This window comes from Kitasatospora sp. NPDC059827, from assembly GCF_042731675.1.
Lineage (GTDB): Bacteria > Actinomycetota > Actinomycetes > Streptomycetales > Streptomycetaceae > Kitasatospora.
In genome coordinates, this window is record NZ_JBHWIV010000036.1 from 1,269 (window position 1) to 13,868 (window position 12,600).

Here is a 12,600-nt window from a genome sequence, read left to right on the forward strand (position 1 = left end):
GTCGCCACGCTGGTGCGCCACATATTGGTGTGGGCCTGCCCCCCCCCCACTACAACGACGGGGGGGCGCCCCCCCCCCCGACCGGGTGTGCCGCCACCGCCGTTCCTCACCTCGGGTGACTGCCGTCAAGCGTCACCGTCAGCCGTGAGCCGTCGGGCTCAGCAGGCCCCGAGGTCGTTCCAGACGCCCCAGGCGCCGCTGGCGGAGGGGTCGTCGCCCTTGGTCCACCACTTGTTCTGGTAGTAGTGGCCCTTCCAGGACACCTTGGTCGGCGTCGCGTAGGTGGTGCCCGCGTCCCAGCCCGGGGCGGCCGTGCAGGCGCCGGAGGTCGGGGTCGCGGTCGGGGTCGGCGTACCGGTGGGCGTGCCCGTCGGAGTCCCGGTCGGGGTCGGCGTGGGAGTCGGCGTGGCCGTCCCGGTCGGGGTCGGAGTCCCGGTCGGCGTCGGGGTCGGAGTCGGGGTCGGCGTGCCGCCGTCCACCGCGCCCCGGGTCAGGTCGCCCTTGATCCCGTACAGCGTGCCGCCCACGTTGACCGTCCAGTTCGACGGCGTGGACACCGGCAGGTAGTAGACGAAGTCGATGTCCACCGAGGCGCCCGGCGCCAGCGACTGCCAGCCCGGCAGCTTGACCGACACCCGGTTGTAGGTGCCCTTCAACCCGCCGACGTTGCCCGGGCCCGGGTTGTCCTGCCTGATCACCTGGAGCCCGAAGCCGGACTGGTCCTTGGCGTTGCCCGGCGCCGAGTTGCTGTAGTCGAACTGGAACTCGGTGCCGCCCGGCAGGGTCACCGTCGAGTTGTTGACGATGTGCAGCTTCGGGTTGATCGGGTAGTTGGAGTCGCCCAGCGCGAAGTTGGTGAACGACACGTCGATCGGCAGGGTCTGCTGCGGCAGCGCCACCGTCGAGCGGAGCGCACCGTACGGGCTCGCCGCCTTGAACTTGTCGTACATCAGCGAGGTCAGCGTCGAACCGGGCACGTACTCGCCCTTGCCGCCGTTGGCGGTGGCGTCCCAGCGGTAGTCGCCCGCGAGCTCCCAGATCATCGTGCCGCCGGCGCCCTGGTTGACGATGTAGTCCGCCTTGGCGCCCACCGACTGCTCGTCCTCGGTGGACAGGAACACCTTCTTGGTGTCGTTCCACAGCCACGGCGCCACCAGCGAGGAGCTGTAGTTGCGGGTGTAGCTGCCCTGGAGGGCGGTGTCGGTCACGCCGTACTTGGCCAGGTAGTCGGGCAGGATGCCCTTCTCCAGGTTCTTCGCGTGCCACATCGGGTTCGACCCGGCCGGGGACTCCTTGCCCGCGTCGTCCTTGTCGTTCCAGATGTTGTCGATGCCGACCGCGCCGTCACCGCAGGAGGTCAGGCCCGAACCGGCCGGGCAACTGGTCGCGGAGGCGGTGCCCCAGAGGCCGTTGGTGCCGCCCTGGACGTTCTTGAAGCCGCGGGTGTAGTACGGCAGGCCGACGTTGATCCGGCCGGCCGGCATCGCGCCGCGGAAGTAGTGGTACGACCAGTCCGCGTTCAGGTAGCCGATGCCGCCGTACTGGCCGGTGCCGTACACGTTGGCGGCGGCCAACTCGCCGTCCTTGCCGTCGTCGTAGAGCGAGGCGTTCGGGCCGACGTACTTGTTCCAGGCGCCGTGCAGGTCGTACGACATGATGTTGACGTAGTCCAGGTACTGGGCGACCTGGAAGGTCTCCATGCCGCGCAGCAGGTACCCGGAGGACGGCGCCGCGACCGACAGCAGGTAGTGCTTGCCGTCGGCGGCACCCGCCTTGTCCAGGTTCTCCCGCAGGGACTTCATCAGCGCCGCGTAGCCCTTGGCCAGCGAACCGCGCTTGGCGTTGGCGAGCTGCCAGTCCAGCGGGTTGCCGGCGTCCTTCATCGAGGTCGGGTACTCGTAGTCGATGTCGACGCCGTTGAAGCCGTACTTGCGGATGAAGTCGACGGACGAGGCGGCGAAGGTGTCGATCCCGGCCTGGTTGACGCTGCCGTCCGGGTTGACCGTCATCGAGTAGAAGCCGCCGGAGTTCACCCGCTTGCCGTCGTCCCCGAAGTAGCCGCCGGTCTCGGTCCAACCGCCCACCGAGATCAGGGTCTTGACGTTCGGGTACTGCTTCTTGAACTTCGTTAGCAGGTTGAAGTGGCCCTTGTACGGCAGCGTCGGGTCCAGCTCCGCCCCCGGCACCCCCGGGAAGGAGATCCCGGTGGCCTCGTTGGTCGGGCCGTCCGTGCCGACCGACAGCTTGTTGTCGCCGCCGACGTGCCCGAAGGCGTAGTTGAGGTGGGTGACCTTGTCCCAGGGGACGTCGCTCACCAGGTAGGGCTGGTCGCCGTTCTTGCCGGTGCGCCAGCCGGTGAAATACCCGATGATGCGGCGCTGGTGGTCCGCGCCCATCTTCTCGCGCCCGCTGGTGTCGTAGACCGAGCAGTACGGGACGTCCACCCCGGGCGTCTGGTACAGCCCGTCCGGTCGACAGGCCGCGTTGTCGACGGCCGCCGACGCCTGCGAGGGCGCCGCACCCAGCGTCGCCATCAACAGCCCCGCCAGCGACACCGCCGCCAACGACGCAACGCCCGCTCGGGCACTCTTGCGGCGGATCACAGCGGTGGGACGCCGCTCCGCCGTACTACGGATCAACACTCGGTCCTCCAGGAGAGAGTGTCGGCGCGTACCTGTGGGGGAGCACGCACGTGGGGGATTCCAATTGGCGCAGAAGCTATGTGGTCTGAACCACATAGGTCAATAGGTCTGTACCAATTGGTAATCAACAACCAAACATCACAGGTCGGAACCCCTCGACAAACCGGTCACCCCTGGCCGAAACCCGCCCTCCCCGCAACCTGACCGCCCTCCGCTCGTTCCCACTCCGAGGAAGGGGTACGACAACCACCCCGAGGAAACCGCCATGCCGGTCAAGTACACCCGCGAGCTGCTCACGGCCCTCGCGGCGGAGTCCACCAGCGTCAACGAGATGATGCGCAAACTCGGCGTACCCATGGCGGGCGGTACGCACAGCTACCTGAGCAAGCGACTCAAGCAACTCGGCGTCGACACCTCGCATTTCAACCGTGGCCGCCCCGATTACGGACGCCGCCGATACCCCCGGGAGCTGCTGGTCGAGGCAGCGGCGAACAGCACCAGCATCAACGGGATGATGATCCACCTGGGCGTCACGCCGTACGACAGCCTCTACTCCTACTTGAAGAAGCGCCTGGCCGACCTCGGCATCGACACCTCGCACTTCACGTTCCGGGGCGACGGCCGCAGCAGGGTCGAAGGCATCCCGAAGGAGTCGCTGGATCAAGCCGTGGCCGAGCAACGCAGCATCCGCGGCGTCATCCTCGCGCTCGGCATGACGGACTGCGGCAACTCCCGGACGCTGATCCGCGAAGCCATCGACCTCCACGGACTCGACAGCAGCCACTTCACCGGCCGGGCACACAACAAAGGGCGCAGGACCGGCCCGCGACGCCCCGCGGAGGAGTTGTTGGTCCGGCGCCCGCCGGGGAGTCATCGCGTCCCCGGCGAGCGGCTCCGAACCATGCTCCTGCACATCGGGCATCCCGATGTCTGCGAGCTGTGCGGCACCCCGCCGACTTGGCTCGGACAGCCGATGACCCTGGAGGTCGACCACGTCAACGGCGACTGGCTCGACAACCGGCGCGAGAACCTCCGCCTGCTCTGCCCCAACTGCCACTCCATCACGCCCACCTACTGTGGCCGGAACATCAACCGCGCGGTGCGGTCCGGGGATGCCGCCGCCCAGTCGGAAACGTGGCTCCGCCAGACAGCACCAGCCGGTAGGCTGGTGCTGTCTGGCGCCCGTACCCCAGCTGGCGAGAGGGCTGCGGTTTAGGTCCGCAGGGTCGTGGGTTCGAATCCCACCGGGCGTACCTGACGAAATGGCCCTCCTGCCTTCGAATCGAAGGCAGGAGGGCCATCGCTGTTTTCCCGGCGCGTCAGCCGATGAGGTCCTTGACCACCGGGGCGAGGCCGCGGAAGGCCTTCCCGCGGTGGCTGATGGCGTTCTTCTCGTCCGCCGTCAGTTCCGCGCAGGTGCGGGTCTCGCCGAGGGGCTGGAGGATCGGGTCGTAGCCGAAGCCGCCGTCGCCCGCCGGGGTGGTGCGCAGGGTGCCGAGGAGGCGGCCCTCGACGACGCGCTCGGTGCCGTCGGGCAGGGCGAGGGCGGCGGCGCAGAAGAAGTGGGCGCCGCGGTGGGGTTCGGCGATGTCGGAGAGCTGGGCGAGCAGCAGGTTCAGGTTGGCGAGGTCGTCGCCGTGCTTGCCGGCCCAGCGGGCGGAGAAGATGCCGGGCGCGCCGTTGAGGACGTCTACGCAGAGGCCGGAGTCGTCGGCGACGGCGGGCAGTCCGGTGGCGCGGGCGAGGGCGTGGGCCTTGAGGAGGGCGTTCTCGGCGAAGGTGACGCCGGTCTCGGGGACGTCCGGGATCTCGGGGTAGGCGTCGGCGCCGACGAGTTCGACGTCCAGGCCGGCGTCGGCGAGGATGGCGCGCAGCTCGGCGACCTTGTGCTGGTTGCGGGTGGCGAGGATCAGGCGGGTGGACATATCGCCCACCCTATCGAGATCCGGCGGACGGTCAGCCGGTGCAGACCGAGGTGAGGTTGCCGGCCGCGTCGCCGAGCGGCTTGAGGTCGGGGGCCTGCTTCTTGTCGACGGCCTGCTGGACCTTGTCGGCCTGCGTCTTGAGGTCGGTGACGGCCTTGGCGACGTCGGTGTTCTTGGAGTTCTTGCCGATCTGGTCGAGGTCGCCCTTGAGCTTCTGGAGCGCCTTGCCGGCGGCGGCGGAGTCGTTGCTGGAGTTGTCGTAGGCCTTGGTGAGGTCGGCGAGGTCGCCGGTGACCTTGACGGCGGTGTTGCCGCAGTCGATGGCCTTCTGGGCGGCGGAGCAACTCACCATGCTGAGCGGGAGGATCGCGATCAGTGCGGCCACGGCGAGGGCGGCGGGGCGGGCGATGCTCGACGAGGCCATCCGGTCCTCCTGGGGCGCGGGTTCCGTGGGGAGGACGCGCGCGGACGGGGCGCGGTTCCCGCAGCGGGGTGCTGCGGGAACCGTACGGGCTGCGGGCCGCGCGTGTACAGCGGGCCGGGCCCGGTTCAGCCCGAAGGGTTCTGCCCCCGGGGGGCGGTTCAGCCTTCGAGCGCCTTGCGCTGGATCTGGTCGAGTTCGGCGCAGCCGAGGGTGCCGAGGTCGAGCAGCCGGTCGAGCAGGGCGCGGTCGAAGGGGGCGCCTTCGGCGGTGCCCTGGACCTCGACGAAGCGGCCGTCGGAGGTGCAGACGATGTTCATGTCGGTCTCGGCGCGGACGTCCTCCTCGTACTGGAGGTCGAGCATGGGGACGCCGTCGATGATGCCGACGCTGACGGCGCTGACGCCGCCGGTGATGGGCTGTCCCTTGGCGCGCAGGAGCTTGCGGTCGCGGGCCCAGGAGACGGCGTCGACGAGGGCGACGTAGGCGCCGGTGATGGCGGCGGTGCGGGTGCCGCCGTCGGCCTGGAGGACGTCGCAGTCGAGGACGATGGTGTTCTCGGCGAGGGCGCGGTGGTCGATGACGGCGCGCAGCGAGCGGCCGATGAGCCGGCTGATCTCGTGGGTGCGGCCGCCGATGCGGCCCTTGACGGATTCGCGGTCGCCGCGGGTGTTGGTGGCGCGCGGGAGCATGGAGTACTCGGCGGTGACCCAGCCTTCGCCGCTGCCCTTGCGCCAGCGCGGGACGCCTTCGGTGACGCTGGCGGTGCACAGCACCTTGGTGTCGCCGTAGGAGACGAGGACGGAGCCTTCGGCGTGCTTGCTCCAGCCCCGTTCGATGGTGATGGGGCGGAGCTGGTCGGGGGTGCGGCCGTCGATACGTGACATAGCCACTGAGCGTAGCCGTTCCGATCGCCGGTTCCGGATGTGCCTCGGCCCGCCGTCCCCCTGAGCGGGTCGGCGGGCCGTGGGTGGTGGAGCGGTGGTGTGCGAGCCCGGGTGGCTCAGCTCACATCATGTCTTCGATGTCGGCGGCGATCGGGTCGGCGTCGGTGCCGATGACGACCTGGATCGCGGTGCCCATCTTGACGACGCCGTGGGCGCCGGCGGCCTTGAGGGCGGCCTCGTCGACGAGGGAGGCGTCCTTGACCTCGGTGCGCAGGCGGGTGATGCAGCCTTCGACCTCTTCGATGTTGTCGATGCCGCCGAGACCGGCGACGATCTTCTCAGCCTTGCTGGCCATGTGGTTTTCTCCCTCTGTCTCGGCCTTCGGCGGCTCTGCCGGGTGCCGTCCTGCGCTGTGCTGGGGTTCGGTCCTCGACCGTCGGGTGGTGAGGTCCGTGCCGGTGGCTGACGCGGGTTCAGCTGGGGTCGCGCTGCCGGGCAGCGCGACCAGCATGACCCGAGCAGGTCCGGTCTGCCACGTTAGTCCACTTTTGGCCCATTCCGGCGCGCAGGCTCCGGGCCGCCACCCGAGGATGACGATCAGCGGGGCTCGCGTCCCGGCGTCCGGCCTGCGTCCCAAAGTGGTCTACACCAATATATGTGTACTCCGATGAACGCAGGAAGGACCCCGGGTGTTCCTGACCCCCGCCCGAGGGTCCCGCAGGGGCCCACCGGTCGGCAACCGCGCTCGGAGGGCGAAGGATGAGTTCGGCAGGCGCCACGGCCCCGCAGAACCTGTGGTGGCACACCTTCTACGGCGGCCTCCAGAAGATGGGCCGCTCCCTCCAGCTCCCGGTCGCGGTGCTGCCCGCGGCGGGCATCCTCAACCGGCTCGGCCAGCCGGACGTGTTCGGCAAGGACGGCCTGGGCTGGAACAACGTCGCCAAGGTCTTCGCGGCGGCCGGCGGCGCACTGCTCGACTCCTCGCTCGGCCTGCCGCTGCTGTTCTGCATCGGCGTGGCGATCGGCATGGCCAAGAAGGCGGACGGTTCGACGGCGCTGGCGGCCGTGGTCGGCTTCCTCGTCTACTACAAGGTGCTGCACGCGTTCCCGGAGCACTGCAAGGCCGGGACGGTCCAGATCCCCGACGCGTGGACCGCCCAGTGCGTCGACTACGGCTCGGCCAAGGTGGCGGCCGCGACGTACCAGAACCCGGGGGTACTGGGCGGCATCCTGATCGGCCTGATGTCGGCCTGGCTGTGGGTCCGGTTCCACCGCGTCAGACTGGTCGACTGGCTGGGCTTCTTCAACGGCCGCCGACTCGTCCCGATGATCACCGCCGTCGTCGGCCTGGCCACCGCCTGCGTCGCCGTGTGGGTCTGGCCGCCGATCGGCCGCGGCCTCAACGACTTCTCGCAGAACCTCGCCGATCTCGGCGCGGGCGGCGCGGGCATCTTCGGCCTGTTCAACCGCGCGCTGCTGCTGATCGGTATGCACCAGCTGCTGAACACCTTCGTCTGGTTCCAGTTCGGCGAGTTCACGAAGGCCGACGGCAGCATCGTGCACGGCGACATCCCGCGTTTCCTCGCGGGGGACCCGACGGCGGGGCAGTTCCAGTCCGGATTCTTCCCGATCATGATGTTCGCGCTGCCCGCCGCGGCACTCGCGATCGCGCACTCGGCCAAGCCGCACCGCCGCAAGGAGATCTACGGCCTGATGCTCTCGGTCGGCCTGACCTCCTTCGTCACCGGCGTCACCGAGCCGATCGAGTACTCCTTCGCCTACATCGCCCCGGCCCTGTACGGCCTGCACGCGCTGCTGACCGGCGCCTCGATGGCGGTCACCTGGGGACTGGGGGTGCACGACGGCTTCAGCTTCTCGGCCGGCCTGATCGACTACGTGATCAACTGGGGGCTCGCCACCAAACCGTGGCTGATCATCGTCATCGGGCTCTGCTTCGCCGCGGTGTACTACGCGCTCTTCCGGTTCATCATCGTCAGATTCGATCTGAAAACACCGGGGCGTGAGGACGAGGACGAGGTCGAGGACGTCACCAAGGCCTGATTCCCCGGCCGTACGGAACGAATTCCCGGAGAACCCTCCGGTAAAGGCCCTCGGACCCACCGGTCCGGGGGCCTTCGGCATTTCGCCGAAGGACGGAATTCCCTACCCGGGAGTCACCGAAAGGGTAATTCGGTCGCGATCCGGCCGGCCGGACGGCCGTCGGGACGGGTGCCCACGGTGGTCGCAACGGGTGCCGACGGCGGTCGGGACGGGTGCCGACCACAGCCGGAGGGCGCCCCACCGGGCACGTCCGCGACCCTCCGGTCACTCTCGGCAGCCGTCGCGCACGCCCGGGAGCGGCCGGATCGCCCGGGAGCGGCCCCGTCGGCGGCCGCCGGACCCGCCACGACCCGGGCGCCGCACGGGCTAGGCGCTTTTTGTTGCGCAAATAGCCAAAATCACAATCGCGACTGAAATCATGATCAACGCTCCGGATCCAGGTTTCGATTTCATAGCGCTTCTCGACAACCCCGCTATCCGGGCTTCCCCGACTTCTCCACCCGTGCTACAAAACTGGTCTACACCACGTGTGGTGTAGACCAGTTCGCGGTTCGGCCCCCGTACCTTCCCCCCGACCGACCGCCATGCCGTTAGGAACCCACCCCCATGAGTCAGTCTGCGCAGGCACCGGCGCCCGCCACGGCTCCGGCCTCGCCCAGCCCCGCCAAGCAGTTCGGTCAGAACCTCCTCCAGGGTCTGCAGAAGATCGGCCGCAGCCTCCAGCTGCCGGTCGCCGTCCTCCCGGCCGCGGGCATCCTGGTCCGACTCGGCCAGCCCGATGTCTTCGGCAAGGACGGGCTCGGCTGGGGGAAGGTCGCCGAGGTCTTCGCCACCGCCGGTGACGCCGTCTTCAAGAACCTCGCCCTGCTGTTCTGCGTCGGTGTCGCGATCGGCTTCGCCAAGAAGGCCGACGGTTCCACCGCGCTGGCGGCCCTGGTCGGCTACCTGGTCTTCAAGAACGTGCTGACCGTCTTCCCGATCGACGGCACCATCACCGCGGCACTGCCCGCCGGGAAGCCGCAGGACCCGGGTGTCCTCGGCGGCATCATCGTCGGTCTGCTGAGTGCCGTGATCTGGCAGAAGTACCACCGCAAGAAGCTCATCGACTGGCTCGGCTTCTTCAACGGCCGCCGCCTCGTGCCGATCATCATGGCCTTCGTCGGCACCCTGCTCGGCGTCGTCATGGGTCTGGCCTGGGGCCCGATCGGCACCGGCCTGACCCACGCCAGCGACTGGCTGACCGGCCTCGGCGCCGGCGGTGCCGGCATCTACGGTGTCGCCAACCGCGGTCTGATCCCGGTCGGCATGCACCAGTTCCTCAACACCTTCTTCCAGCAGCAGGTCGGCAGCTTCACCGACGCCTCCGGCCACACCTGGACCGGCGACATCCCGCGCTTCTTCCACGGTGACCCGACCGCCGGCCAGTTCATGTCCGGCTTCTTCCCGATCATGATGTTCGGCCTCCCGGCCGCCGCGCTGGCGATCGCCCACACCGCCCGCCCCGAGCGCCGCAAGGCCGTCATGGGCATGATGATCTCCGTCGCGCTGACCAGCTTCGTGACCGGTGTCACCGAGCCGATCGAGTTCTCGTTCATGTTCATCGCCCCGGTGCTCTACCTGATCCACGCCCTGCTCACCGGCCTCTCGATGGCCGTCACCTGGGGCCTGGGCGTGCACGACGGCTTCGGCTTCTCGGCCGGTCTGATCGACTACCTGCTCAACTGGAACCTGGCCACCAAGCCCTGGATGATCATCCCGATCGGCCTGGTCTTCGCCGCCCTGTACTACTTCCTGTTCCGCTTCGCGATCACCAAGTTCAACCTCAAGACCCCCGGTCGCGAGGACGACAGCGAGATCGAGGACGTGACCAAGGCCTGACGCCGGTCCCGCCCGTTCCGAAGGCCCCGCCCCACCGCCGCTCCCCCGGCGGCCGGGCGGGGCCTTCGGCGTTCCCGGGAGGTTCCACCGTGCGGAAACGGCGGTTGACGAACCGCCGGAAGCCCTGGTCAACTGAACCGGTGAACGCCTCGTGCCCGCTGGTGACCCGCAGCCACATCGACTTCGGTCGCGTGTGGTCGGCGGCGTGTCGCGGCTGAGCCGATCCTTCGCCCCGCCGCCGCCCGGCTGAGTCCCCGCCCGGCGCCGGCCGCCCTCCTCCCCCGCCCGTCGCGGGCCTCCGCCTGCCCACGGGCCGTCACCGCGCACCCGCGCCGCGCGCGACCGCGCCCCCGCACCCGTACGGGGCCGCTGTCCACGCACGTCCGCGCACCTCCGCGCACCTCCGCACGAGGAAAGCCAGGCTCGCCATGCCCCGCCAGTTGCACCTCTCCGCCGCCATCGACAGTCCCGACCACTTCGACGCCGCCCACTACGCCGGCCTCGCCCTCCTCGCCGAGCGCGCCGGCCTGGACTTCGTCACCCTCGACGACTCCTTCGCCCCCGAGCCGCGCCGCCCCGACGCGCTCGCCACCCTCGCCCGGATCGCCCCGCTGACCTCGCGGATCGGCCTGGTCCCGACCGTCACCACCACCCACACCGAGCCCTTCCACACCTCCATCTCGCTCAACACCCTGGACTGGGTGAGCGCGGGCCGGGCCGGCTGGCTGGTCGGCGTCTCCGGCACCGAGGCCGAGACCAGGGCCTTCGGCCGCCGCCCGGTCGCCCCCGAGGACGAGCTGTGGGCCGAGGCGGCCGACGCCGCCGAGGTCGCCGCCCGGCTCTGGGACAGCTGGGAGGACGACGCGGAGATCCGCGACACCGCCACCGGCCGGTTCGTCGACCGCGACAAGCTGCACTACATCGACTTCGAGGGCCGCCACTTCTCGGTCCGCGGCCCCTCCATCACCCCGCGCCCGCCGCAGGGCCGCCCGGTGGTCGTGGTGCCGGTGTCCGCCGCCGACCTCGTCCCGGACGCCACCCCCGGCGGGCGGGCCCGGGTCGCCACCGCGATCCGGTACGCCGACGTCGTCGTCCTGGACGCCCCCGACCGGGCCGCCCGGCTGACCGCCGCCACCGAACTGCGGCTGCGCTCCGGCGAACAGCTGCGCATCCTCGCCCGGCTCGACGCCGCCCTGCCCGACCGGGCCGCCGAGCAGCGGCTGCTCGCCGAACTCAGCGCCACCGGCACCGGCGTGGACGGCTTCCACCTCGTCCCCGCCGAGCCCGCGCGCGACCTGGCCGCCCTCGCCGAGCGGACCGCCCCGGCCCTGCGCGCCACCGGACTGCTGCGCGCCGGCCACTCCGGCCGCACCCTGCGCGACCACCTCGGCCTGCCCCGCCCGGCCAGCCGCTACGCCGCCGCCGCCGCGGCCGCGGCGAGCGCCCCCACCACCAACCCCGCCACCACCGACTCCCCCGCCCTCGCCGAGGTGACCCGATGACGGACCGTCCGCTCAAGCAGATCCACCTCGCCGCCCACTTCCCCGGCGTCAACAACACCACGGTGTGGAGCGACCCGGCCTCCGGCAGCCACATCGAGTTCGACTCCTTCCGCCACCTCGCGCAGACCGCCGAACGCGGCAGGTTCGACTTCTTCTTCCTCGCCGAGGGCCTGCGGCTGCGCGAGACCAACGGCCGCATCCACGACCTGGACGTGGTCGGCCGCCCCGAGTCGATCACCGTGCTGAACGCCCTGGCCGCCGTCACCGAACGGATCGGCCTGGCGGCCACGGTGAACGCCACCTTCAACGAGCCGTACGAACTCGCCCGCCGCTTCGCCTCGCTGGACCACCTCTCCGGCGGCCGGGCAGCCTGGAACGTGGTCACCTCCTCGGACGCCTTCACCGGGGAGAACTTCCGCCGCGGCGGCTACCTGGACCGGGCCGACCGCTACGCCCGGGCCGCCGAATCCGTCCAACTGGCACGGGAGTTCTGGGACGCCGGGGCCGCCGGGGTGCAGCACTCCGGGCCGCAGTTCGAGGTCGAGGGCCGACTCTCCCTGCCCCGCCCGCCGCAGGGCCACCCGGTGGTCATCCAGGCCGGGGACTCCGACGAGGGCCGCGAGTTCGCCGCGTCCGCCGCCGACGTCATCTTCAGCCGCCACTCCACCCTCACCGACGGCCAGGCCTTCCACCGCGACGTCAAGCGGCGACTGGCCGCCTACGGCCGCAAGCCGGACGAGTTGAAGATCCTGCCCGCGGCCACCTTCGTCCTCGGCGACACCGACGCCGACGCGGCCGAGCGGGCCGCCGAGGTCCGCCGGGCCCAGGTCGGGCCGCAGACCACGATCAACTACCTGGAGCAGGTCTGGGGCGTCGACCTGTCCGACCACGACCCGGACGGGCCACTGCCGGACGTCGACCCCGACCCGGACAGCGCGCTGGTCCAGGGCCGGGTCCGGATCCCGGACCCGGTGGGCACCGCCGCACGCTGGCGGGCACTGGCCGCGGAGAAGAACCTGACCAGCCGTGAACTGGTCATCGAGGTGACCGGCCGGCAGTCCTTCATCGGCTCCCCCGACACCGTCGCCGGGCAGATCGACCACTTCGTGCAGAACGACGCGGCCGACGGCTACATCCTCGTCCCGCACCTCACCCCGGGCGGCCTGGACGAGTTCGTCGACCGGGTCGTCCCGCTGCTCCAGGAACGCGGGGTGTTCCGCACCAACTACACCGGCCCGACCCTGCGCGACCACCTCGGCCTGCCGGTACCCGGCCGACGCTAGA

9 protein-coding genes and 1 tRNA gene are annotated in these 12,600 nt (G+C 70.4%); 5 read left to right on the forward strand and 5 right to left on the reverse strand.

Annotation, left to right across the window (positions count from 1 at the left end):
• Positions 1-158: 158 nt before the first annotated feature.
• Positions 159-2,534 (reverse strand): chitinase C-terminal domain-containing protein, encoded by a 2,376-nt coding sequence (locus ACFV8H_RS22555; RefSeq protein WP_380402886.1) that lies wholly within the window; start codon positions 2,532-2,534, stop codon positions 159-161.
• Positions 2,535-3,820: 1,286 nt separating this feature from the next.
• Between ACFV8H_RS22555 and ACFV8H_RS22560 the strand changes: the two genes are divergently transcribed.
• Positions 3,821-3,895 (forward strand) — tRNA-Leu (locus tag ACFV8H_RS22560).
• A gap of 66 nt (positions 3,896-3,961) precedes the next feature.
• Here ACFV8H_RS22560 and rdgB read toward each other — a convergent pair.
• The 4 genes from rdgB to ACFV8H_RS22580 all read right to left on the reverse strand — a co-directional run bounded on the left by rdgB (position 3,962) and on the right by ACFV8H_RS22580 (position 6,386).
• Complete coding sequence (gene rdgB / locus ACFV8H_RS22565) at positions 3,962-4,567, reverse strand: RdgB/HAM1 family non-canonical purine NTP pyrophosphatase (RefSeq protein ID WP_380402746.1); 606 nt, start codon at positions 4,565-4,567, stop codon at positions 3,962-3,964.
• Positions 4,568-4,598: 31 nt separating this feature from the next.
• Positions 4,599-4,991 (reverse strand): hypothetical protein, encoded by a 393-nt coding sequence (locus ACFV8H_RS22570; RefSeq protein WP_380402749.1) that lies wholly within the window; start codon positions 4,989-4,991, stop codon positions 4,599-4,601.
• 158 nt (positions 4,992-5,149) lie between these two features.
• Positions 5,150-5,875, reverse strand: coding sequence for a ribonuclease PH (gene rph, locus ACFV8H_RS22575; protein WP_375883110.1), 726 nt, complete (start codon positions 5,873-5,875; stop codon positions 5,150-5,152).
• Between the two features lie 121 nt (positions 5,876-5,996).
• On the reverse strand, positions 5,997-6,386 hold the full coding sequence (locus tag ACFV8H_RS22580; protein WP_380402752.1) for a glucose PTS transporter subunit EIIB: 390 nt from the start codon (positions 6,384-6,386) through the stop codon (positions 5,997-5,999).
• A 248-nt stretch (positions 6,387-6,634) separates the two neighbouring features.
• On the opposite strand from ACFV8H_RS22580, the gene ACFV8H_RS22585 reads away from it, so the two are divergent.
• From ACFV8H_RS22585 to ACFV8H_RS22600, 4 genes are all read left to right on the forward strand, one after another.
• Complete coding sequence (locus ACFV8H_RS22585) at positions 6,635-7,936, forward strand: PTS transporter subunit EIIC (RefSeq protein WP_380402755.1); 1,302 nt, start codon at positions 6,635-6,637, stop codon at positions 7,934-7,936.
• A gap of 606 nt (positions 7,937-8,542) precedes the next feature.
• A complete protein-coding gene (locus tag ACFV8H_RS22590) occupies positions 8,543-9,814 on the forward strand; it encodes a PTS transporter subunit EIIC (protein WP_375883106.1) in 1,272 nt (423 codons plus the stop codon).
• Positions 9,815-10,242: 428 nt separating this feature from the next.
• On the forward strand, positions 10,243-11,316 hold the full coding sequence (locus ACFV8H_RS22595) for an LLM class flavin-dependent oxidoreductase (protein WP_380402758.1): 1,074 nt from the start codon (positions 10,243-10,245) through the stop codon (positions 11,314-11,316).
• Positions 11,313-12,599 carry an LLM class flavin-dependent oxidoreductase gene (locus ACFV8H_RS22600; RefSeq protein ID WP_380402761.1) on the forward strand — a complete coding sequence of 429 codons (1,287 nt, stop codon included), beginning with the start codon at positions 11,313-11,315 and terminating at the stop codon, positions 12,597-12,599. Before ACFV8H_RS22595 ends, ACFV8H_RS22600 begins: the two co-directional genes overlap by 4 nt.
• The last annotated feature ends 1 nt before the right edge of the window (position 12,600 follow it).

Excerpts from the sequence above, each read along its gene's own strand:
- ACFV8H_RS22570 (WP_380402749.1), bottom strand. The coding sequence starts at position 4,991 with ATGGCCTCGTCGAGCATCGCCCGCCCCGCCGCCCTCGCCGTGGCCGCA.
- ACFV8H_RS22595 (WP_380402758.1), top strand. The coding sequence starts at position 10,243 with ATGCCCCGCCAGTTGCACCTCTCCGCCGCCATCGACAGTCCCGACCAC.
- ACFV8H_RS22600 (WP_380402761.1), top strand. The coding sequence starts at position 11,313 with ATGACGGACCGTCCGCTCAAGCAGATCCACCTCGCCGCCCACTTCCCC.
- ACFV8H_RS22585 (WP_380402755.1), top strand. The coding sequence starts at position 6,635 with ATGAGTTCGGCAGGCGCCACGGCCCCGCAGAACCTGTGGTGGCACACC.
- rdgB (WP_380402746.1), bottom strand. The coding sequence starts at position 4,567 with ATGTCCACCCGCCTGATCCTCGCCACCCGCAACCAGCACAAGGTCGCC.
- rph (WP_375883110.1), bottom strand. The coding sequence starts at position 5,875 with ATGTCACGTATCGACGGCCGCACCCCCGACCAGCTCCGCCCCATCACC.
- ACFV8H_RS22590 (WP_375883106.1), top strand. The coding sequence starts at position 8,543 with ATGAGTCAGTCTGCGCAGGCACCGGCGCCCGCCACGGCTCCGGCCTCG.
- ACFV8H_RS22555 (WP_380402886.1), bottom strand. The coding sequence starts at position 2,534 with ATGGCGACGCTGGGTGCGGCGCCCTCGCAGGCGTCGGCGGCCGTCGAC.
- ACFV8H_RS22580 (WP_380402752.1), bottom strand. The coding sequence starts at position 6,386 with ATGCTGGTCGCGCTGCCCGGCAGCGCGACCCCAGCTGAACCCGCGTCA.